The following is a 22,467-nucleotide window of genomic DNA, read 5'->3' as shown; positions in this document are numbered from 1 at the left end:
CGCATTTATGCCAAACGCAAGACAGATGTTGAAACTGTTTTTGGTCGGATGAAGGGTATTTTTGGCGTACGCCGGGTTCATGTTAGGGGCGAGCAAGCTGTCCAAACAGAGTTAGGTTTCCTCTTCATGAGCATGAATTTAACCAAATTGGCCAAATTACTGGTGGGAAAGACTGCTAAAAAGAAGACAAGCACAAGTGAGAAGCCTTATCCTCAACGATTAAGGATGAGATGTCGCTTGTGCTTGTTTTTTGAGCTAGTTTTTGCCCAGCCCCTTTTTTGTTTCACATGAAACAAGTGCTTTATTTATGATAGGGGCTCCCTTCTTGAATCATAAAGGCTCGATAGATTTGTTCTATTAAAACCAATCTCATTAATTGATGTGGTAAGGTTAATAGTCCAAAACTCATTAGCAAATTTGCTCTTTTTTTAATGGAACTATCTATTCCAAGGCTTCCTCCTATAATAAAAGTAATATCAGAAAATCCTTTAAGAGTAACTTCTGATAAATATTGACTAAATTTTTCTGAGGGTAGCTGTTTACCTTCTATAGCAAGCGCAATGACAAAATCGCGTGATCCTATTTTTTTGGTTATTCTCTCAGCTTCTTTTGCCATAATAATTCTATTCTCATTTTCACTTGCCTTATCAGGAGTTTTTTCATCTGCCAACTCAATGACTTCAAAATTACAAAAACGAGACAAGCGTTTTTGATATTCTGCTATGCCATCTTTAAGATATTTTTCCTTTAATTTTCCAACACAAATAATTTTTATTTTCATATTTTTATTTTACCATAAGCTAGTCTTATAAACACTTTATCCACAGATTTTAATTTCATTTTTACTATTAAAGTCCTATATTATAGGCTTTTTTTATTTATTTTAATTTGTTTTCCACAGCTTGTGGATTACTTTCTTTTTTATGACATTTAAGGTATAATTAAGCAGAATATTATAAACTAATAAAAAATAGTTGGAGGTAACATGCGTGTATAAAATAAAAAACATTTTAAATATATTATGGATACTAGTAATTGGTTTTATAGGAGGAGCGCTGGCTTTTTTATTATTAAGTAATATCAATTCAAACTCATACCAAAAAGACATTATTTCAAATCCTACAACTACAAGTAAAGTTACTTATAAAAATACCACTAATACAACTAAGGCTGTAAAGGTTGTCCAAGATGCTGTTGTATCTGTAATTAATTATAAGCATTCAGATTCATCAGATATCTTATTTGGTGAAAATAATCCAAATGCAAAACCAGATGATGGCTTAGCTATTTATAGTGAAGGTTCTGGAGTTATTTATAAAAAAGATAACAAATCAGCTTACTTAGTTACTAATAACCATGTTATCGATGGTGCAGAGAGGATTGAAATTTTACTTGCTGATGGTTCAAAAGTTGTTGGACAATTAATTGGATCTGATACATACTCTGACTTAGCTGTTGTTAAGATTTCTTCTGAAAAAGTCAAGTCTATTGCAAAATTTGCTAATTCTTCTAAAATTAACGTTGGGGAAGTTGCTATTGCTATAGGTAGCCCACTCGGTACTGAATACGCTAATTCTGTTACTGAGGGAATTGTCTCAAGTTTAAGTAGAACAGTTACCTTGAAAAATGAAGAAGGTCAAACTATTTCTACAAATGCTATCCAAACTGATGCTGCTATAAATCCAGGTAATTCTGGTGGTCCTTTAATCAATATTGAAGGTCAAATTATCGGTATTAATTCAAGTAAAATTTCAAGTTCTAATTCTTCTAAAAGTGCTGTAGAAGGAATAGGTTTTGCTATCCCTTCTAACGATGTTTTGAAAATTATTAATCAATTAGAAGCTAAAGGAAAGGTTATCAGACCTGCACTTGGAATAAGCATGGTTAATTTAGGTGATTTGTCAACAAATGCTTTAAGACAGCTAAATATTCCAAAAAATGTTACTGGTGGTATTGTTGTTGCAAGTGTAAAAGATGGACTACCTGCTGCTGGTAAGCTGGAACAATACGATATTATTACCGAAATTAATGGGCATGCTGTTAATACCTCAAGTGATCTTCAAAGTGAACTCTATGGTCACGATATTGGCGATAGCATCAAAATTACTTACTACAGAGGTTCAAATAAGAAGACAACAGAAATTAAACTTTCTAAAACAACTCAAGACTTAGAAAAATAAGTCACTCTAATTTATTGACAAGAGCTGTAAAATACCTTTACAATATTGTAAAGGTATTTATTATTATTTGGAGGATAAGGATGGCAGAAATTCTTAAAAATATAAATATTCAGGATATAGTTGCAAACCCCTATCAACCTAGACTCTATTTTGATTCATTAGAGTTACAAGAACTAGCTGAGTCGATTAAAATAAATGGATTAATTCAACCGATAATTGTTCGGAAGTCTGACATATTTGGTTATGAATTAATAGCTGGAGAACGACGTCTAAAGGCTTCTCAACTAGCTGGTTTAAAACAGATACCTGCTATTATAAAAGATATTTCAAATGATGAGAGTATGCATCAGGCAATTATTGAAAATTTACAACGCTCTGATTTAAATCCAATAGAAGAAGCTAAGGCCTTTCAAGCGATTATCGATAAAAATAAACTTACCCATGAACAATTAGCTACCTTTATGGGGAAGTCAAGACCGTACATTACTAATAGTCTACGCTTGTTGCATTTGCCAGATACTATTTTAAAGGCTATCGAAGAAAATACTATTAGTTCAGGGCATGCACGCGCCTTATTAGCCCTTACCAATCAGCAAAAACAAAAAAAATACTTTAACGAAATTATTAAGAATAATCTTAGTGTAAGACAAACAGAATTACTTATTAAGAAGCAAGATACCCAGCCAAAGAAAAAGAAAGCTACACATGATACAATTTTTATTAGAGCTATTGAAACAGAGCTTAATAAATCTTTAGGGATTAAGGTTAATTTAGGTATAAAAAAAGATGGTAGTGGTACTTTAGTATGCTCTTTTCAAAATGAGGAAGAACTCAACAGAATTATCAACAAACTGAATTGACTTGTTGATAGTCTGTTTTTTTGTATCTTATTTTTCCACAAGAAAAAAATCCCTAAAAGCCTGTTATACCTTCACCAGGTAGGTTATCCACATTATGTGGATAACCTACCTTAACAATGTGTATACTTTTTCCACAGCTTGTGGGTAAGTGTCCACAATTTTTATTAACTGTGGAAAACTTATAGCTTTTATGATAGAATAGTTCTAGTATTTATCCATAGAAGGAAATAAAGAATGACTGAAAATGAACATATTTTTTGGGAAAGGATTTTAGAACTTGCTCAAAGTCAATTAAAGCAGACAACCTATGAATTCTTCGTTCTTGATGCGAGGCTTATAAAGGTTGAAAATCAAGTTGCGACTATTTATTTAGATCCGATGAAGGAATTATTCTGGGAAAAAAACTTGAAAGACGTTATTTTAACAGCTGGGTTTGAAATTTTTAATGCACAAATCTCTGTTGAATACAAATTCGAAGACGATCTTGAACCAGAATCAGAACAAGCTCAAAATAACCATGTCTTTTCTAGGCAAAGTATGAACACTTTACCAGCAGTGAATTCTGATTTAAATCCAAAATATAGCTTTGAAAACTTTATTCAAGGTGATGAAAATAGATGGGCTGTAGCAGCTTCTATAGCTGTAGCAAATACACCAGGTACTACCTATAATCCCCTCTTTATTTGGGGGGGACCTGGATTAGGTAAAACACACTTATTAAATGCTATTGGTAACTCTGTTTTACTGGATAATCCTCATGCTCGTATTAAGTATATTACAGCTGAGAATTTTATCAATGAATTTGTTATTCATATTCGTCTAGATACTATGGATGAGCTGAAAGAAAAATTTAGAAATCTAGATTTGCTGCTAATTGATGATATTCAATCTTTGGCGAAGAAGACCTTGTTGGGAACACAAGAAGAATTTTTTAATACTTTCAATGCCTTACATAACAATAATAAACAGATTGTCTTAACAAGTGATAGAACTCCTGATCACTTAAATGACTTAGAACAAAGACTAGTCACACGTTTTAAATGGGGCTTAACTGTTAACATAACACCACCTGACTTCGAAACACGCGTGGCAATCTTAACTAATAAAATACAAGAATACAACTTTACTTTTCCTCAAGACACAATTGAATACCTAGCAGGCCAATTTGATTCTAATGTTCGTGACTTAGAAGGAGCTCTAAAGGATATTAGTTTAGTTGCTAATTTTAAACAAATTGATAAAATAACTGTTGATATTGCTGCTGAAGCAATTCGTGCTCGTAAACAAGATACACCTAAGATGACCGTTATTCCCATTGAAGAAATTCAGATGCAAGTTGGTAAATTTTATGATGTTACAGTTAAAGAAATAAAAGCTACTAAACGGACTCAAGATATTGTTTTAGCTAGGCAGGTTGCTATGTTTTTAGCACGTGAGATGACAGATAATAGTCTTCCAAAAATAGGTAAGGAGTTTGGAGGAAGAGATCATTCTACTGTCTTACATGCCTACAATAAAATTAAAAATATGATTGCTGAAGATGAAAGCTTAAGAATTGAGCTAGAAACTATCAAAAACAAAATAAAATAAGCTTGTGGATAAGTCTCGAGTATGAAAAAAGTTTATCCACAGATTGTGCACAAGCTAAAAGACTGGACAGGCTTATAATTAAGCTGGTTATCCACTGTATACACAAGACCTACTACTACTACTAAATATAATACTTATAAAATAAAGGAGTTTCCATGATTCAATTTTCAATTAATCGTTCACTTTTTATTCAAGCTCTTAATGCAACTAAAAGAGCTATTAGTAGCAAAAATGCTATTCCTATTCTCTCAACAATAAAGATTGAAGTTAATCAATCAGACCTTACCTTAACAGGTTCAAATGGACAAATCTCAATAGAAAATACTATTCCTGTTAGCAATGAGAATGCTGGTTTATTAATTACCTCTACAGGTTCTATTTTACTTGAAGCAAATTTCTTTATTAATATCATTTCTAGTTTGCCTGATGTTAGCTTAGACTTTAAAGAAATTGAGCAACATCAAGTTGTTTTGACAAGTGGTAAATCAGAAATTACTCTAAAAGGTAAAGATGTAGAACAATATCCTCGTTTGCAAGAAGTTTCGACTGAAAATCCCTTAATTTTAGAAACTAAATTACTTAAATCGATTATTACAGAAACAGCATTTGCTGCTAGTACCCAAGAGAGCCGTCCTATTCTAACAGGTGTGCATATTTCTTTAAGTAACAATACCGAATTTAAAGCGGTAGCTACAGATTCTCATCGTATGAGTCAACGTTTGCTATCTCTAGACAAGTCTGCAACTAACTTTGATGTTGTTATTCCAAGTAAATCATTACGTGAATTTACTTCGGTCTTTACTGATGATATTGAAACAGTTGAAATTTTCTTTTCTCAAAGTCAAATTTTATTTAGAAGTGAACATATTTCATTTTATACAAGGCTTTTAGAAGGAAACTATCCGGATACGGACCGTTTGTTAATGAATCAATTTGAAACCGAGGTTGTTTTCAATACCCATTCTTTGCGTTATGCTATGGAACGTGCCTTTTTAATTTCAAATGCTACGCAAAATGGTACTGTGAAGCTAGAAATTACTAAGGATGATGTTAGTGCTCATGTTAATTCACCAGAAATTGGTAAAGTAAATGAAGAATTAGATATTGTTGAAAAATCTGGTGAGGAGTTAAGGATTTCCTTTAACCCAACATATCTTATTGATGCATTGAAAGCTTTAAAAAGTGAAACTGTTCGAATTCGTTTTGTCTCCCCTGTAAGACCATTTACCTTAATTCCAGGTGATGATGAAGAAGGTTTTATTCAATTAATAACACCTGTTCGTACAAATTAATAAATAAATGCCATCTAAGGACCTCTTAGATGGTTTTCATATCCTAAGTTATGCTATAATGATAATCGACATGGTATTGCATATTATCGCGAATCCCCATGCGGGGAATCATCAAGCAAGTAAAATAGTTACAAAAATTAAAACGTATTTTGAGCCTCAAGAAGTAGTTGTCCTATATACCAAAAAAGAAGATGATGAGGAGAATCAGGTTGCTAAACTTTTAAAAGTATTTAAGGTTGGTGATCAGATTATGATAGTTGGTGGGGACGGAACCCTATCTAAGGTATTAAGACATTTACCTATTGAATTACCTGTGGCTTATTATCCAGTAGGATCTGCTAATGATTTTGCTAGGGCACTAAGTTTACCTAATTTGGAACAGACAATAGCAGCAATAAAATCTGCTTCTTTTAGCTCAATAAATTGTTTTACTTATGATCAAGGTCTTATTTTAAATAGTCTAGATATGGGATTTCCAGCTTATGTTGTCTTAAGAGCTTCCCAATCTAAAGTCAAAAGAATTTTAAATAAGCTTCATCTTGGGAAATTAACCTATATTGTGATTGCTATTAAATCACTTATTATATCTCCTAAATCTAGCATCCTTATTCAAAGAGAAGATGGTAGTCAATTATTTTTAAATAATCTTTACCTTTTTTCCTTGGCTAATAATACTTATTTTGGAGGTGGGATCACTATATGGCCTACAGCTACCGCATTAAATGATAATATAGACATAGTTTATGCTGAAGGACAGAAATTTTGGAAAAGAATTGCTATACTTTTAGCAATTGTATTAAAAAAACATGACATCTCTCCCTTATTGAAGCACGAATCGGTTAAATCCCTAACCCTCTATTTTCCAGAAGATAGTTTTGTGGATATTGATGGTGAAATGGTTTATTTAAAAGAAATTACTTTGTCTAATCAAAAACGTTATTTTTATATGTGAGGTGTGAAAAAAATAAATGTATCAAGTTGGATCACTTGTTGAGATGAAAAAAAATCATGCCTGTATAGTTAAAGAAACAGGTAAAAAGGCTAATCAGTGGAAGGTATTACGAGTAGGAGCTGATATTAAAATTCAATGTACTAACTGCCAACATATTATTATGATGAGTCGTTATGATTTTAAACGTAAATTGAAAAAAGTACTGCAACCGTGAAAATCCTTTTAAACTAAGAATTTTAGCTACATTTGCAACCAATATTTGCCTAAATAATTGCTAGTTTGCCCTTAGAAAATCATCTATTATAGGATTATCGAAGAAAGGTGATTAGAAAAAATGATAAAAATTTCAGAACAATTGAAGCAATTACGATTGAAACATCAATTATCTCAAGATACTCTGGCAGAACAGTTATTTATTTCTCGGTAAGCCATATCAAAATGGGAAAATGGGGATACCACCCCAGATTTAGAAAATTTAGTCAGGTTAACTGAAATTTTTGACGTGAGTTTAGATGAGCTTGTTTTAGCTAAACCACATGAAGTTAAAGTTGAACGTATTTATGAAAATAAGCCCCTTGATCTGCAAAAATACAATAAAATCTATTGGTTTATTTTTCGAAATGTTATTCTGTCTCTACTATTTATTCTAGCTATAGTAACTATTTTAGAGATTCTGGGTATACCTTTTGTTTCTAAGTGGTTAATTTAAAGAAGAGTTGAAGAGTGGTGTAATGCTAAGCGAATCCGAAATTTTCTTAGTATCATACCGCTTTTTTCTTTTATTTTCTGTTATAATAGTTGTGATTGAAATTTTGAATGGAGACTTATTAAAATGGCTTTAACAGCAGGTATTGTTGGTTTACCTAACGTGGGAAAATCAACCCTATTTAATGCAATTACAAAAGCAGGTGCAGAGGCTGCTAATTATCCTTTTGCAACAATTGATCCAAATGTTGGTATGGTTGAAGTTCCAGATGAACGACTAAACAAATTAACAGAATTAATTGTTCCTAAAAAAACCATTCCTACAACTTTTGAATTTACAGATATTGCAGGGATTGTTAAAGGAGCTTCTAAGGGTGAAGGACTTGGTAATAAGTTTTTAGCTAATATTCGTGAAGTGGATGCTATCGTACATGTCGTTCGTGCATTTGATGATGAGAATGTTATGCGTGAGCAAGGGCGTGATGATGCTTTTGTGGATCCATTAGCTGATATTGACACCATTAACTTAGAGTTGATTTTAGCGGACTTAGATTCTATTAATAAACGCTATGCGCGTGTTGAAAAGATGGCACGTACGCAAAAGGATAAAGATTCAGTTGCTGAATTTAATATTTTACAAAAGATTAAGCCAGTTTTAGAAGATGGAAAATCAGCTCGGACAATTAACTTTACCCCTGATGAAGAAAAAATTGTAAAGAGTTTATTTTTATTGACAACAAAACCAGTTTTATATGTTGCCAATGTTGATGAAGATAAGGTCACTGACCCAGATAGTATTACCTATGTACAACAGATTCGTGACTTTGCGGCTAGTGAAAATGCGGAAGTTGTTGTTATTTCAGCGCGTGTAGAAGAAGAGATTTCTGAGTTAGAAGAAGATGAAAAATCAGAATTTCTAGAAGCGATTGGTTTGATAGAGTCAGGTGTTGATAAGTTAACACGTGCAGCATACCATTTATTAGGTCTTGGAACCTACTTTACTGCAGGGGAAAAAGAAGTTAGAGCATGGACCTTTAAACGTGGGATTAAGGCTCCTCAGGCTGCTGGAATTATTCATTCTGACTTTGAGCGTGGTTTTATTAGAGCAGTCACTATGAGTTATGATGATTTAGTAAAATATGGCAGTGAAAAAGCTGTTAAAGAAGCAGGCCGTCTTCGTGAAGAAGGAAAAGAATATCTTGTCCAAGATGGGGACATCATGGAATTTAGATTTAATGTATAATAATTAAAAAATAATAGGTTATAAGGTTGGAATAAACTTCCAACCCTTTTCCTGTTTTTAGAAAGAGTAAGCAAAATGGTTAAGATGATTGTAGGACTAGGAAATCCTGGTTCAAAATATGATAATACAAAGCATAATGTAGGCTTCATGTCTATTGACACTATTGTAAAAAAACTTGACGTTATCTTTACAGAAGATAAAAATTTTAAAGCACTAGTTGGTTCAAGTTTTATTAATCAAGAGAAAGTTTATTTTGTAAAGCCAACAACTTTTATGAATAATAGTGGAATAGCTGTAAAAGCATTATTAACTTACTATAACATTGCAATTGAAGATGTTATTATTATTTATGATGATTTAGATATGGAAGTTGGGAAAATTCGTTTTCGTCAAAAAGGCTCGGCAGGAGGACATAATGGTATCAAATCAATTATAGCTCATCTTGGCACCCAATCATTTGATCGCATCAAAATAGGAATTGGTAGACCACCCAAAGGGATGACTGTTATTAATCATGTTTTGGGGAAATTTGATAAAGATGATAGCATAAAAATTAGTCTCACTTTGGAAAAAGTTGACCAAGCTGTAAAGTATTATTTACAAGAAGGAAACTTTGAAAAAACAATGCAAAAATATAATGGGTAATTATGAATATATTAGAACTTTTTAGTCAGAATAAGTCACTACAAGAATGGTATTCAACCACTACAACTTTAGGTAGACAGTTACTTATGGGATTATCTGGATCAAGTAAAGCGCTTGCCATTGCTTCTAACTTTATCACTCAAGATGGAAAAATCCTTATTGTAACAGCTAGTCAAAATGAAGCTGAAAAATTAGCAAGTGATCTATCAGCCTTATTAGGTGAAGAAAATATTTATCAGTTTTTTGCAGATGATGTGGCAGCAGCAGAATTTATTTTTTCTTCCCTTGATAAGTCTATTTCACGTGTTGAATCTATACAATTTTTATTAAATAAAGCTAAAAAAGGTATTTTAGTGACAAGTCTTGTCGGCTCGAGAACCCTTTTGCCAAATCCTTTAACCTTTAAAAGTAATCTTTTAGCATTTGAAGTAGGAGAAGAGTATGTCCTTGACACTATTGTAAAGAAGCTTTCCCTTATGGGATATCAAAAAGTCACTCAAGTCTTACATCCTGGGGAATTTAGCAGACGGGGGGACATTCTTGATATTTATGAAATAACTTCAGAAAGTCCTTATAGGATTGAATTTTTTGGGGATGAAATTGATGGTATTCGACTTTTTGATAGCGAGAGTCAAAAATCCACTTTGCAAAAGGATAATATACTTATCAAGCCTGCCAGTGACCTTATTTTAGAAAAAAATGATTTTAACAGAGGGATTAAAAATATAAGTGATTATTATCCACTCGCTAATAAGGAAACAAAATCTTATTTAGAGGACTTAATCTCAGTTTCAAAAGATGGTTATAGACATAAAGATATTCGAAAATTTGTTTCTCTATTTTATGAGAAAGAATGGACCTTGCTTGATTATATGCCAGCAGGAATGCCAATCTTTTTTGATGATTTTCAGAAGATTATAGATAAAAATGCTAAATTTGACTTAGAAATTGCTAATTTGTTGACAGAAGATTTACACAATAGTAAAGCAATTCCATCACTCATTTATTTTGCTGCTAATTATAGAGAATATAGAAATTACAAACCTGCTACATTTTTTTCAAATTTCCATAAGGGGTTGGGAAATATTAAATTCGATAAGGTTCATCAGCTAACACAGTATGTGATGCAAGAGTTTTTTAATCAATTTTCATTATTAGTTGACGAAATTAAGCGTTATCAAAAAACTAAAGCAAGTATTATTATTCAAGTAGAATCTTCTCAAGCGTATGAGCGATTGGAAAAAAACTTGGCAGAATATGATTTTTCAATTCCTTTAGTTGGATCTGAGGAGATTGAAGCTCAAAAAGTCCAGATTATCATAGGAAATCTGACAAGTGGTTTTTATTTTGCAGATGAAAAAATTGCATTTATAACTGAACATGAGATTTACCATAAAAAAATTAAGCGTCGTCTTAGAAAGACTAATATTAGTAATGCAGAACGTTTAAAAGATTACAATGAACTAGAAAAGGGGGACTTTGTAGTTCATAATGTACACGGGATTGGTCGTTTCATAGGTATTGAAACTATTAAAGTAAAGGGAATTCACAGAGACTATGTGACTATTCAATATCAAAACTCAGATAGGATTTCTTTACCAGTGGAACAGATTGAAAACTTGTCTAAGTATGTTTCTGCGGATGGTAAAGAACCTAAGATTAATACCTTAAATGATGGTCGTTTTCAAAAAACTAAACAAAAAGTTACTAAACAAGTTGAAGATATTGCAGATGACCTTCTTAAATTATATGCCGAACGAAGTCAATTAAAGGGATTTCAATTTTCAGCAGATGATGATTTACAAAAAGCTTTTGATGAAGATTTTCCATTTGTTGAAACAGAAGATCAAATAAGATCAATAAAAGAAGTAAAAACAGATATGGAAAGCAGTCAGCCAATGGATCGGCTTTTAGTCGGTGATGTGGGATTTGGTAAGACTGAAGTAGCTATGAGAGCGGCTTTTAAAGCTGTTAATGATCATAAACAAGTGGCAATTTTAGTCCCAACAACAGTACTTGCACAGCAACACTATGAAAATTTTAAAGAAAGATTTGATAATTACCCTGTAGAGGTTGAAGTACTGAGCCGTTTTAGAAGTAAAAAAGAACAAACTGAGACACTTGAGAAATTATCAAAGGGTCGCGTTGATATTATTATTGGAACCCATCGTCTGCTTTCTAAAGATGTTCATTTTGCAGATCTTGGGTTAATAGTTATTGATGAGGAACAACGCTTTGGTGTTAAACATAAAGAAAAACTTAAGGAATTAAAAACAAAGGTTGATGTTTTGACTTTAACGGCTACTCCAATTCCCAGGACTTTACATATGTCTATGCTAGGGATAAGGGATCTATCAGTTATTGAAACTCCTCCTACAAATCGTTATCCAGTTCAAACCTATGTAATGGAAGTAAATCCTGGTTTAATCAGAGAGTCCATTATTAGAGAGCTTGATAGAGGGGGACAAGTTTTTTACGTTTACAATAAAGTTGACAGTATTGACAAGAAAGTATCACAACTTCAAGAACTTGTTCCTGAAGCTGCTATAGGCTATGTGCATGGTCAGATGAGTGAAATTCAATTAGAAAATACCTTGATTGACTTTATTAATGGTGATTACGACGTTTTAGTAGCAACAACTATTATTGAAACAGGAATAGATATTTCTAATGTAAATACACTCTTTGTTGAAAATGCTGATCATATGGGCTTGTCAACCTTATATCAATTAAGAGGAAGGGTAGGGCGATCTAACAGAATTGCTTATGCTTACCTGATGTATAGACCTGATAAGATATTATCTGAGGTTTCTGAAAAGCGGCTAGAGGCCATAAAAGGTTTTACAGAACTAGGATCGGGTTTTAAGATTGCAATGCGTGACTTATCTATTCGTGGAGCCGGAAATATTTTAGGTGCCTCACAAAGTGGCTTTATTGACTCGGTAGGTTTTGAAATGTATTCACAGTTACTAGAACAAGCTATCGCTAATAAACAAGGAAAATCAAGTGTTAGAGAAAAAGGTATGGCTGAAATTAATTTACAAATAGATGCTTATCTTCCTCAAAAATACATAAAAGATGAACGTCAGAAAATCGAAGTGTACAAGCGTATTAGAGAAATTGAAAGTAAGACTGATTATGCTAATTTACAAGATGAACTGATAGATCGTTTTGGAGACTATCCTGATCAGGTAGCCTATTTATTAGAAATTGGCTTGCTTAAATGTTATATGGATAAAGCTTTTGCAGAGCTAGTTGAAAAGAAAAATAATCAACTTGTAGTTGTATTTGAAAAAGTATCTTTAAAATATTATTTGACACAAGATTATTTTGAAGCCTTATCTAAAACACATTTAAAAGCTAAAATAGGTGAAAATAGTGGGAAAATAGAAATTATTTTTGATGTCAGAAATAAAAAAGATTATGCTATTTTAGAAGAATTGATGCTTTTTGGAGAAATGTTAAGTGAAATCAAAGATCGAAAAAATACATAGCTCAACTAATAAAGCAAGTTTAGTTATTGCTGTGAGTGGCCTTATTTCTAAAATTCTAGCTGCAGTTTATAGAGTCCCTTATCAAAATTTAGTAGGTAATAGAGGTTTTTATGCCTATCAACAAATATACCCCTTACTTGCTATTATTACAGCACTTAGTTTAACAGCCTTGCCCAACCTCATAGCTAGCATTTCTCATAGTAAAAAGAGGCTAGCTTTATCCACTTTATTTAAGTGTCAATTAATAAGTTGTATTGGGCTGGCCCTAATCTTGATTTCTTTCCACAGAAGACTTGCATTTGGTCTAGGTAGTGCTCAATTGGCTCCAAGTATTATTTTGACGGCCTTGGTATTGTTGACTGTTCCTTTCAACTCTTTTTACAGGGGGCTTGCTCAATCCCAAATGAAGATGCTACCAACTGCCATGAGTCAAGTTATTGAACAGTTAGTACGCGTTAGTATTATTATTGTTGCAGCTATTTGTTATGGACTATTTAATTGGACTGTTTATTTCACAGCTAATGTAGCAGCTAGTGGAAACTTACTAGCTAGTGTATGTGTTCTGTTTTATTTGAAGAAAAAGAGTCATTTTTCTCTTAGCTCTTTGTTTTTAGAAGAAAAGATGTCTTTTAAAGACTTGACTAATATTAGCTTATCTAGTTTAATTTTTATTTTTTACTCTATTTATCTTTTATTATTCCAATTTATAGATGCTTTATATGTAAAAAATAGCTTGGTAAGAAGTGATACAGGTGAATTCTTATCGGAAATAAGTAAGGGAATTTATGATAGGGGACAACCTTTAGTCCAATTTGGTTTAATTGTCACAACAGCTTTTTTTACAACATACTTACCCCACTTGTCAAAAAAATATCATGATAATAAAGAAGCCTATAAAGAAGACAGCCAAGTTTTCTTTGATTTTATCTTTTATTTAAATGTAACGCTTACAGTAGGTTATCTATGTATTTTATCTTCAATGAATAAATTTTTATTTAAAACAAATGAAGGCTGGGATGCGCTGGCTATTTACATTAGTATTATTTTTTTCTCTAGTTTAATTCAATTTTTTCATCAAAAGCTTTTCATAGAAAATAAACAAAGCTTATCTTTTGTCATTCTTAGTATTGGTCTGTTAGTAAAAATAGGACTGACGCCTTTACTTACCTATTATTATTCTATTTTAGGAAGTTCTCTATCTACGCTTTTACCTTTAATACTTGTTTTATTGCTATATGGGTATCATTCTGATATAGATTACCATGCTTTGACTAATGTAAGATATGCTATTTCTCTATTTATTATGACTTTTTCTGTTATACTCTTACAATTTGTTTTGCCTAAGCAAACTAGGATTGATAATTTTTGTAGTTTAATTGTAGCGACAAGTTGTGGTTTAGGTCTATTTCTTTATAGTGCTAAAAAACTAGAGGCCTTTGATCAGAAGTTATGGTCTTATCTACCATTTAATAAAGAAAAATGATAGAATAGAATGGATTGTGAGGTAAAGGATGAGATTAGATAAATATTTAAAAGTATCACGAATTATAAAAAGACGTCCTGTTGCTAAAGAAGTTGCTGATAAAGGACGAATCAAGGTTAATGGCGTGCTTGCCAAAAGTTCTACGGACTTAAAAATTGATGATACTGTAGAAATTCGTTTTGGTAACAAATTATTGGCAATTCGTGTACTGGAAATGAAAGATAGTACTAAAAAAGAAGATGCTATCAAAATGTATGACATTATTAAAGAAACAAGGATAGAAAGTAATGAAGAAGCCTAGTATTGTTCAATTAAATAATCAATACATTAATAATGAAAATCTAAAAAAACGTTTTGAAGAAGAAGAAAATCAAAAAAGGAATCGTTTTATGGGATGGATTTTGGTTATCATGATGTTTTTGTTTATTTTACCAACTTATAATCTTATGAAAAATTATATCAGTTTGCAGGAACAAACAAAGCAAGTTACTGCCTTAAAAAAGGACTATGAAATTCTAAAGAAAAGTACAACATCAGAAAAAAAATTAGCACAGCAGCTTAAAATGGATGATTATGTAAAAAAATATGCGCGTGCTAAATATTATCTATCAAAAGAAGGAGAGGTAATATATCCAATTCCTAGTTTATTACCAAAATAAGATGGACGATATCATTAAGAAAATAGAAACCTTTTTAGCTTTTTCTGATGACAAATTAGAGGCGCTAGAAAAGGAAAATCAAAAGCTAAAAGCACAATACTATCACGTAAACAGAAAGGAGAGTCGGTGAAAAAATTATTAGCATGTATGTTGATGACCTTTTTCGTATCTCCCATACCTGTTATTAGTACAGAAAAAGAGCCTATTCTTTCAGGAAATAGGCTTTATCAATTAAGTCAAAATGTTGTTTCAGAAACACTTTATTATAATTTTATTCCTCAAAATCCGAATTTATATAGAGTAGCACAAACTTACTCTGATTCAGATTTAACTAAGCTTGCTAATGTACTAGAACCAAATACAAATTTTCAAATTAAAAATCTGTTATTAAACAAAGCTGGTATCCCTATCTTTGAACTCACTAACGGAAATTATATTGAAGCAAGCAAGAAACTGATCTATAGTGATCAAATTCTTAGTCAGTCAACAATTGCTATTTCTTTTTGGCTTCAGGATGGTTTTATTGTTTATAATCAGCCTGTTACTAAAGATAGTAGACCAATTAAGACAGATTTAGTAGCTTATCAGAAGGTTAATGCCACTAAAATAGCTAAAACAGAAGCTGGTAATAGCTACTATATCAATGGAAAAGGTTGGGTAAGACAAGCAGACCTTTCCATGACTGATAATAGAATGGTTAGGGTACAAGAATTATTAATAAATAAGTATAATAATTCTAATTACTCAGTTTTTGTTAAGCAACTAGATACTCAAGCTAGTGCTGGAATAAATGCAGAACAAGCAATGTATTCAGCAAGTGTTGCCAAGCTTGCAATACTTTATTTTGTTCAAGACAAGATTAATTCTGGACAATTACAAGCCAATAAAACTCTTACCTATAAAGAAGAAGTTAATAAATTCCGAGGAGCCTATGATCCTGAAGGAAGTGGTCAAATAAGTAAAAAAGCTGACAATAACAATTATACTGTAGATGATTTATTACAGGCTACTGCAAAGCATTCTGATAATGTTGCTACTAACATTCTAGGCTACTACCTGGCTAATAAGTATGACAAGGCTTTTTATCAACAGATAGATACTGTTTCTGGTAGACATTGGGATATGGAAAATAGAAAATTTTCAGCCCATATTGCTGCAAATTTAATGGAAGCAATCTATTATCAAAACGGAACAATTATTTCCTATTTATCCGATACAGATTTTGATAATCAACGAATTTCAAAAAATATTCCAGTTCCTGTGGCCCATAAAATAGGAGATGCTTACGATTATAAACATGATGTCGCTATAGTATATGGTGAAACTCCATTTATTATATCTATTTTTACTAATAATGCATCTTATGATGATATTACTAGAATTTCAGATGATGTTTATTCCATATTAAAATGATGTATACAAAAATTTATAATTATATAGAAGAAAAAGCTCTTTTTAAAGGTCACAAAAAAGTATTAATAGCTGTTTCAGGTGGTGTGGACTCTATGAATTTATTGTCTTTTTTGCACAGCTATCAAAAAGCCTTAAACATCGAAATAGCTATAGCTCACATTAATCATAAACAAAGAGTAGAGTCTGATGATGAAGAAAAGTATTTAAAAAATTGGGCTAAAAAAGAAGGGATTCCTTTCTTTATAGCTTATTTTACAGGGACATTTTCTGAAAAGAGTGCGCGTGATTTTCGTTATAATTTTTTTAAAAAAGTGATGTACCAAGAAAACTATACTGCTTTAGTAACTGCTCATCATGCTGATGACCAAGCAGAAACAGTTTTAATGAGAATTATTCGTGGTAGTTTATTGAGACATTTAGTTGGGATAAAGGAGATACAAGCATTTGGCCCTGGGCAATTAATTCGTCCCTTTTTAAACATTACTAAATCTCAATTACCAACTCCTTTTCATTTTGAAGATTATTCTAACCAAGAAACTCACTATTTCAGAAATAGAGTAAGGAATAATTATTTGCCAACCTTATCTCAAGAAAATCCTAATTTAAACAAGGCTTTATTTGACTTAGCCAATGAAACACAATTTCTTTTGCAGGCTTTACAAGACTTAACTGAAAAAATATCTGTAACTGATTTAGATATTTTCTTACAACAAACAGAAGCTGTTCAGTACTTTTTATTACAAGATTACCTATCTCATTTTGAAGATTTAATGGTATCTAAAAAACAATTTCAAGATTTACTTTATATTATTCGAAATAAAAAATCAGGGGTTTATCCAGTCAAAAATCACTATAGTCTAACTTTAGATTACAGAAGGTTTGAGATAAAAAAAATCCTACCTGAGACGGAGTTTACTGAGGATGAAATTTTGATAGAATATGGTTCAGTTCAAAATTTTAGAGATTACAGTTTTTCTTATAAGACCTATGAGTTATTAAAAGAGTCAGAATTTACAATTCCTCTTTACAATTTGACACCCATAACCTTACGAGGTAGACAAACAGGGGATAAAATTTTTCTGGGAGATTTTTCAAAGAAGTTAAGAAGACTATTTATAGATGAAAAATTTACTATTGATCAACGAAAAAAGGCAATTGTAGGTTTACAGGAAAACCAAATTATATTTGTCATCATCTCTGATAAAACATATTTGAGAAAAGCTGCTAAAGATGATATAATGAGGGCTAGACTGTATGTTGAAAAAATATGAAAAGGTGAATCATGCTTGAGCAAGATATAAAAAAAGTTTTATATTCAGAAGAAGAAATTATAACAAAGACTAAAGAACTTGGTGACAAATTAACAAAAGATTATCAAGGTAGAAATCCTTTGATGATTGGTGTTTTAAAGGGTTCAGTACCTTTTATGTCAGAGTTAATGAAACACATTGATACGCATGTAGAGATTGATTTTATGGTGGTTTCAAGCTATCATGGTGGTACAAGTAGTAGTGGAGAAGTTAAAATATTAAAAGATGTAGATACTAATATTGAAGGTAGAGATGTTATCTTTATTGAAGATATTATTGACACAGGTCGCACTCTTAAGTATTTAATTGATATGTTTAAGTATCGTAAAGCTAACACTGTGAAAATTGCTACACTCTTTGACAAGCCAGAAGGTCGTGTTGTCGATATAGATGCAGACTATGTATGCTACAATATTCCTAATGAATTTATAGTTGGATTTGGTTTAGACTATGCAGAACGTTATCGTAATCTTCCTTATGTGGGTGTATTAAAGGAAGAAATCTATTCAGAATAGAAAAAGGTCAATTATTACTATATGAAAAATAATAAAAATAACGGTTTTGTGAAAAATTCTTTTATTTATATTTTATTGATTGTTGTTATAATAACAGGCTTTCAATATTATTTAAAAGGGACTAGTTCACAAAGCCAGCAGATTAGTTATTCAAAATTAATCAAGCATGTTAAAGCAGGTGATGTTAAGAAAATTACTTATCAGCCAAGTGGAAGCATTATTGAGGTTAAAGGTAAATACGAAAAGCCTCAAAAAGTAGCAGTAGATCCAGGTTTATCATTTTTTGGTAATGGAACAAGTAATAAGGTTAGTGAATTTACAGCCTTAGTTTTACCAAGTGATTCTGTATTAAAAGAAGTTACTGATGCAGCTAACAAGAATGGAACTGAGGTTGTTGTTAAACAGGAAAGTTCAAGTGGTACATGGATTTCCTTCTTGATGAGCTTCCTACCAATTATAATCTTTGCCGCTTTCATGATGATGATGATGAATCAAGGTGGTGGCGGAGCTCGCGGAGCAATGAGCTTTGGTAAAAACAAAGCTAAATCACAAACTAAGAGCGATGTAAAAGTAAGATTTACTGATGTTGCTGGTGCTGAGGAAGAAAAACAAGAGCTAGTAGAAGTTGTTGATTTCCTTAAAAACCCTAAAAAATATAAAGCACTGGGTGCAAGAATTCCTTCAGGTGTTTTATTAGAGGGCCCTCCTGGAACAGGTAAAACCTTACTAGCTAAAGCTGTTGCTGGTGAAGCTGGAGTTCCCTTTTTTAGTATCTCTGGTTCAGATTTTGTTGAAATGTTTGTCGGAGTTGGCGCAAGTCGTGTACGTTCTCTTTTTGAGGATGCTAAAAAAGCTGAGCGAGCTATTATTTTTATTGATGAAATTGATGCCGTTGGTCGTCGCCGTGGAGCCGGAATGGGTGGCGGAAATGATGAACGCGAACAAACTTTAAACCAGCTCCTAATAGAAATGGATGGTTTTGAAGGCAATGAAAGTATTATCGTTATTGCGGCAACTAACCGTAGTGACGTCTTAGACCCAGCTCTTCTTAGACCGGGACGTTTTGACCGTAAAGTTTTAGTTGGTCGTCCAGATGTAAAAGGACGTGAAGCAATTTTAACAGTACATGCTAAAAATAAACCTTTAGCAAACGATGTTAATTTAAAAGTGGTTGCTCAGCAAACTCCAGGTTTTGTTGGTGCTGATTTAGAAAACGTATTGAATGAAGCTGCACTTGTTGCTGCGCGACGCAATAAAACAAAAATTGATGCTAGTGATATTGATGAAGCAGAAGATAGAGTTATCGCTGGTCCATCTAAAAAAGATAGAACCATATCTCAAAGAGAACGTGAAATGGTTGCTTATCATGAAGCAGGGCATACAATTGTTGGTTTGATTTTATCTAATGCTCGCATTGTTCACAAGGTTACTATTGTTCCTCGTGGACGTGCAGGTGGTTATATGATTGCTCTTCCTAAAGAAGATCAAAATCTACTATCAAAGGATGATCTTAAGGAACAATTAGCAGGTCTTATGGGTGGGCGTGTTGCTGAGGAAATTATCTTTAATGCTCAAACAACAGGTGCTTCCAATGACTTTGAACAGGCAACTCAACTAGCTAGAGCTATGGTTACAGAATATGGTATGAGTGATAAGCTTGGTCCTGTCCAATATGAAGGAAATCATGCAATGATGCCAGGACAAATGTCACCGGAAAAAACTTATTCTGCTCAGACAGCTCAGTTAATTGATGATGAAGTAAGAGATTTATTAAATCAAGCACGTAATAAAGCAGCAGATATTATTAAGGAAAATAGAGAAACTCATAAATTAATTGCTGAGGCTCTCTTGAAATATGAAACTTTGGATGCTGCACAAATTAAATCTATTTTTGAAACTGGTAAAATGCCAAATGAAGAAGATTTAGAAGAAACTGATGTTCATGCACTTTCATATGATGAAATTAAAGACAAAATGGAAGATGAAGACTAAATTGTTACTGATAGATTAATAATTTAAAATGAGATTGAAGAAAAAAGTCTACTTAAGATAATTTCTTCAATCTTTTTATTTTAAAAATTTATTATTACTGAATTAGAACCCTAAATTAAAAAATGTATTTGAGCTGGTAATTTGTTTATCTATTTCTTAACTAAAATTGAAAACACAAGTCATTTATGATGAAATTTACATTATCTTTCATCTATGATAAACTAAAGAATATTTAGAAATAAAGTTAACTAGAAAGTATCACTATGAAATTCCTTCGAAAAAAAAATAACAGTAATAGCAAAACAGAGATGAAAAGGCATTTAGGTGTTTTGGATTTAATATTTTTAGGACTAGGATCAATGGTAGGCACCGGTATTTTTACCATAACTGGTATTGGTGCTGCCCAATATGCAGGGCCAGCTTTGACTATTTCCATTATTTTCTCAGCTGTTGCCATTGGTATTTTAGGCCTTTTTTATGCTGAATTTGCTTCTCGTATTCCCGCTAATGGTGGTGCTTATAGTTATGTTTATGCTACTCTAGGAGAATTTCCTGCATGGATAGTTGCATGGTATATCATCATGGAATTTTTAACAGCGATATCTAGTGTCGCTGTAGGTTGGGGAAGTTATCTTAAAGGTTTTATTCTTAGTTATGGTATAGCCCTACCTACTGCTTTAAATGGAACATTTGATCCTAAAAAAGGAACTTATATTGATATCTTACCTGTTTTAGTAATTATATTAGTAACAGCTATTGTTTTGATGAACTCAAAAACAGCTTTGCGATTCAATAGTATTTTAGTAATATTAAAATTTTCAGCCTTAGCATTATTTATTATTGTTGGTATATTCTTTATTAATAAAGCTAATTGGTCACATTTTGCGCCCTATGGCTTAGGGCAATTCTATGGTGGAAAAACAGGCATATTTGCAGGTGCATCAGTGATGTTTTTTGCATTTCTTGGGTTTGAATCTATTTCAATGACAGTTGATGAGGTTAAAAATCCCCAAAAAAATATTCCTCTGGGAATAGTATTATCTCTTATAATAGTGACCATTCTTTATGTTGTAGTAACAATTATTCTGACAGGAATAGTTCACTACACTAAATTAAATGTGCCAGATGCAGTTGCTTTTTCTCTAAGAAGTATCGGTATTAATTGGGCAGCAAACTATGTTTCAATCATTGCTATATCAACCTTAATAACTGTTTGTATTTCAATGACATTTGCCTTGGCACGGATTATTTACAGTGTTAGTAGGGATGGTTTACTACCAAAGGCCTTGCATAAAATTACACCATCTAGCTTTGTTCCTAAGAATGCAACTTTATTAGTAGCTGTATGTGCAATGTTTTGTTCAGGATTGGTTCCACTAGATCAGTTAGCAGAGTTTGTAAATATCTGTACATTAGCTTATTTAATTATTATGTCATATGCAATTATTGTATTGAGAAAGAATGAAGGTTTACCTCAAAAAGGTGAATTTAAAACTCCATTAGTTCCTTTCTTGCCAATTATTGCAATTATTATTTGCCTATCATTTATGAGTCAATATAAATTAGCAACCTGGCTTGCATTTGGAACTGCAACCCTAGTTGGGAGTATTATATATATTTATTATGGTTATTCACATTCAATAGAAAATGAATTGTAAAATAACAATTATTAAGAGAAAAATACAGGCTTCTAGAGTGAAAACTTAGTGAGAGAGGCTTGTATTTTTTATCAGTAATTTTAATAGTTCAAATTTCTTTAACTTCAGTTGTCTTTAACTCAAGCTTTCTCATTCTAACAATGTAACAGATAGGACATTATCACTTTCAAATGATATTTGATAAAAAATCCATGAAAAAAGTATTGACAAAGGATCAAAAAGTCGCTATACTGATAAAGTTGTCGGAAAAGGAATTCCTCCTTTACAGATGATAAAGCAAAAAAAGCTGTTGACAAGTCACAGAAGATTTGCTAGAATAAAGAAGTTGTCTCGTAAGAGAAGAAGACCTTTGAGAACTGAATAAGACGAACCAAACGTGAGGGTGATATGGAGACATATTACCCGTCAAAAGACGAGAAATAAATCTGTCAGCGACAGAAAGAACGAGTAAGTTCAAACTAAAACGAGAGTTTGAT

General features: G+C 32.1%; 21 protein-coding genes. 20 read left to right on the top strand and 1 reads right to left on the bottom strand.

The genetic code is table 11. From position 1 onward, the window contains the following. The coding region (locus A3GU_RS09855) for a transposase (protein WP_040805758.1) at positions 1-291 on the top strand (291 nt) is incomplete at its 5' end. A 10-nt stretch (positions 292-301) separates the two neighbouring features. Here the strand turns inward: A3GU_RS09855 and rlmH are convergent. Further along, positions 302-781, bottom strand: a complete 480-nt coding sequence (rlmH, locus tag A3GU_RS0109410; protein ID WP_018367261.1) for a 23S rRNA (pseudouridine(1915)-N(3))-methyltransferase RlmH — start codon at positions 779-781, stop codon at positions 302-304. Positions 782-989: 208 nt separating this feature from the next. Between rlmH and A3GU_RS0109405 the strand changes: the two genes are divergently transcribed. The 19 genes from A3GU_RS0109405 to A3GU_RS0109315 all read left to right on the top strand — a co-directional run bounded on the left by A3GU_RS0109405 (position 990) and on the right by A3GU_RS0109315 (position 21,991). Beyond that, on the top strand, positions 990-2,180 hold the full coding sequence (locus A3GU_RS0109405; protein ID WP_018367260.1) for a S1C family serine protease: 1,191 nt from the start codon (positions 990-992) through the stop codon (positions 2,178-2,180). An 80-nt stretch (positions 2,181-2,260) separates the two neighbouring features. Then, positions 2,261-3,040, top strand: coding sequence for a ParB/RepB/Spo0J family partition protein (locus A3GU_RS0109400; RefSeq protein ID WP_018367259.1), 780 nt, complete (start codon positions 2,261-2,263; stop codon positions 3,038-3,040). 234 nt (positions 3,041-3,274) lie between these two features. Beyond that, positions 3,275-4,630 (top strand): chromosomal replication initiator protein DnaA, encoded by a 1,356-nt coding sequence (gene dnaA, locus A3GU_RS0109395; protein ID WP_018367258.1) that lies wholly within the window; start codon positions 3,275-3,277, stop codon positions 4,628-4,630. Positions 4,631-4,785: 155 nt separating this feature from the next. Next, entirely contained in the window at positions 4,786-5,922 is a 1,137-nt protein-coding gene (gene dnaN, locus A3GU_RS0109390) for a DNA polymerase III subunit beta (protein ID WP_018367257.1), read from the top strand. Positions 5,923-5,980: 58 nt separating this feature from the next. Next, on the top strand, positions 5,981-6,874 hold the full coding sequence (locus A3GU_RS0109385; RefSeq protein WP_026216512.1) for a diacylglycerol/lipid kinase family protein: 894 nt from the start codon (positions 5,981-5,983) through the stop codon (positions 6,872-6,874). Positions 6,875-6,890: 16 nt separating this feature from the next. Further along, a complete protein-coding gene (locus tag A3GU_RS0109380; protein WP_018367255.1) occupies positions 6,891-7,088 on the top strand; it encodes a DUF951 domain-containing protein in 198 nt (65 codons plus the stop codon). 216 nt (positions 7,089-7,304) lie between these two features. Next, on the top strand, positions 7,305-7,583 hold the full coding sequence (locus A3GU_RS0109375; protein WP_051069448.1) for a helix-turn-helix domain-containing protein: 279 nt from the start codon (positions 7,305-7,307) through the stop codon (positions 7,581-7,583). 123 nt (positions 7,584-7,706) lie between these two features. Further along, positions 7,707-8,822 carry a redox-regulated ATPase YchF gene (gene ychF, locus A3GU_RS0109370; RefSeq protein WP_018367253.1) on the top strand — a complete coding sequence of 372 codons (1,116 nt, stop codon included), beginning with the start codon at positions 7,707-7,709 and terminating at the stop codon, positions 8,820-8,822. A gap of 75 nt (positions 8,823-8,897) precedes the next feature. Further along, on the top strand, positions 8,898-9,467 hold the full coding sequence (gene pth / locus A3GU_RS0109365; protein ID WP_018367252.1) for an aminoacyl-tRNA hydrolase: 570 nt from the start codon (positions 8,898-8,900) through the stop codon (positions 9,465-9,467). A 2-nt stretch (positions 9,468-9,469) separates the two neighbouring features. Next, on the top strand, positions 9,470-12,961 hold the full coding sequence (mfd, locus tag A3GU_RS0109360) for a transcription-repair coupling factor (RefSeq protein ID WP_018367251.1): 3,492 nt from the start codon (positions 9,470-9,472) through the stop codon (positions 12,959-12,961). Then, complete coding sequence (locus A3GU_RS0109355) at positions 12,933-14,444, top strand: oligosaccharide flippase family protein (protein ID WP_018367250.1); 1,512 nt, start codon at positions 12,933-12,935, stop codon at positions 14,442-14,444. The genes mfd and A3GU_RS0109355 overlap by 29 nt, the downstream gene beginning before the upstream one ends. Before the next feature lie 28 nt (positions 14,445-14,472). Further along, positions 14,473-14,745, top strand: a complete 273-nt coding sequence (locus tag A3GU_RS0109350; protein WP_018367249.1) for an RNA-binding S4 domain-containing protein — start codon at positions 14,473-14,475, stop codon at positions 14,743-14,745. Beyond that, positions 14,732-15,103 (top strand): FtsB family cell division protein, encoded by a 372-nt coding sequence (locus tag A3GU_RS0109345; RefSeq protein ID WP_018367248.1) that lies wholly within the window; start codon positions 14,732-14,734, stop codon positions 15,101-15,103. The genes A3GU_RS0109350 and A3GU_RS0109345 overlap by 14 nt, the downstream gene beginning before the upstream one ends. A gap of 1 nt (position 15,104) precedes the next feature. After that, positions 15,105-15,233 carry an SP_0009 family protein gene (locus tag A3GU_RS10615; protein WP_018367247.1) on the top strand — a complete coding sequence of 43 codons (129 nt, stop codon included), beginning with the start codon at positions 15,105-15,107 and terminating at the stop codon, positions 15,231-15,233. After that, the gene (locus tag A3GU_RS0109335; RefSeq protein WP_018367246.1) at positions 15,230-16,516 is read left to right on the top strand and encodes a serine hydrolase; all 1,287 of its coding nucleotides are present in this window, start codon (positions 15,230-15,232) and stop codon (positions 16,514-16,516) included. The genes A3GU_RS10615 and A3GU_RS0109335 overlap by 4 nt, the downstream gene beginning before the upstream one ends. Further along, on the top strand, positions 16,513-17,787 hold the full coding sequence (gene tilS / locus A3GU_RS0109330; protein WP_018367245.1) for a tRNA lysidine(34) synthetase TilS: 1,275 nt from the start codon (positions 16,513-16,515) through the stop codon (positions 17,785-17,787). Before A3GU_RS0109335 ends, tilS begins: the two co-directional genes overlap by 4 nt. Positions 17,788-17,798: 11 nt before the next feature. Continuing rightward, on the top strand, positions 17,799-18,341 hold the full coding sequence (gene hpt / locus A3GU_RS0109325; protein ID WP_018367244.1) for a hypoxanthine phosphoribosyltransferase: 543 nt from the start codon (positions 17,799-17,801) through the stop codon (positions 18,339-18,341). 21 nt (positions 18,342-18,362) lie between these two features. Further along, positions 18,363-20,333: an ATP-dependent zinc metalloprotease FtsH gene (gene ftsH, locus A3GU_RS0109320; RefSeq protein WP_018367243.1), complete on the top strand. Its 1,971-nt coding sequence runs from the start codon at positions 18,363-18,365 to the stop codon at positions 20,331-20,333. Positions 20,334-20,596: 263 nt separating this feature from the next. Continuing rightward, positions 20,597-21,991, top strand: coding sequence for an APC family permease (locus tag A3GU_RS0109315; protein ID WP_018367242.1), 1,395 nt, complete (start codon positions 20,597-20,599; stop codon positions 21,989-21,991). Positions 21,992-22,467 lie beyond the last annotated feature (476 nt).

Source organism: Streptococcus didelphis DSM 15616 (genome assembly GCF_000380005.1).
Taxonomy (GTDB): Bacteria; Bacillota; Bacilli; order Lactobacillales; family Streptococcaceae; genus Streptococcus; species Streptococcus didelphis.
This window is presented reverse-complemented; position numbering and strand designations above follow the sequence as displayed.

Excerpts from the sequence above, each read along its gene's own strand:
- A3GU_RS10615 (WP_018367247.1), top strand. The coding sequence starts at position 15,105 with ATGGACGATATCATTAAGAAAATAGAAACCTTTTTAGCTTTTTCTGAT.
- A3GU_RS0109350 (WP_018367249.1), top strand. The coding sequence starts at position 14,473 with ATGAGATTAGATAAATATTTAAAAGTATCACGAATTATAAAAAGACGT.
- ftsH (WP_018367243.1), top strand. The coding sequence starts at position 18,363 with ATGAAAAATAATAAAAATAACGGTTTTGTGAAAAATTCTTTTATTTAT.
- ychF (WP_018367253.1), top strand. The coding sequence starts at position 7,707 with ATGGCTTTAACAGCAGGTATTGTTGGTTTACCTAACGTGGGAAAATCA.
- hpt (WP_018367244.1), top strand. The coding sequence starts at position 17,799 with ATGCTTGAGCAAGATATAAAAAAAGTTTTATATTCAGAAGAAGAAATT.
- rlmH (WP_018367261.1), bottom strand. The coding sequence starts at position 781 with ATGAAAATAAAAATTATTTGTGTTGGAAAATTAAAGGAAAAATATCTT.
- A3GU_RS0109345 (WP_018367248.1), top strand. The coding sequence starts at position 14,732 with ATGAAGAAGCCTAGTATTGTTCAATTAAATAATCAATACATTAATAAT.
- tilS (WP_018367245.1), top strand. The coding sequence starts at position 16,513 with ATGATGTATACAAAAATTTATAATTATATAGAAGAAAAAGCTCTTTTT.
- pth (WP_018367252.1), top strand. The coding sequence starts at position 8,898 with ATGGTTAAGATGATTGTAGGACTAGGAAATCCTGGTTCAAAATATGAT.
- A3GU_RS0109380 (WP_018367255.1), top strand. The coding sequence starts at position 6,891 with ATGTATCAAGTTGGATCACTTGTTGAGATGAAAAAAAATCATGCCTGT.
- A3GU_RS0109385 (WP_026216512.1), top strand. The coding sequence starts at position 5,981 with ATGATAATCGACATGGTATTGCATATTATCGCGAATCCCCATGCGGGG.
- dnaN (WP_018367257.1), top strand. The coding sequence starts at position 4,786 with ATGATTCAATTTTCAATTAATCGTTCACTTTTTATTCAAGCTCTTAAT.
- mfd (WP_018367251.1), top strand. The coding sequence starts at position 9,470 with ATGAATATATTAGAACTTTTTAGTCAGAATAAGTCACTACAAGAATGG.
- A3GU_RS0109315 (WP_018367242.1), top strand. The coding sequence starts at position 20,597 with ATGAAATTCCTTCGAAAAAAAAATAACAGTAATAGCAAAACAGAGATG.
- dnaA (WP_018367258.1), top strand. The coding sequence starts at position 3,275 with ATGACTGAAAATGAACATATTTTTTGGGAAAGGATTTTAGAACTTGCT.
- A3GU_RS0109400 (WP_018367259.1), top strand. The coding sequence starts at position 2,261 with ATGGCAGAAATTCTTAAAAATATAAATATTCAGGATATAGTTGCAAAC.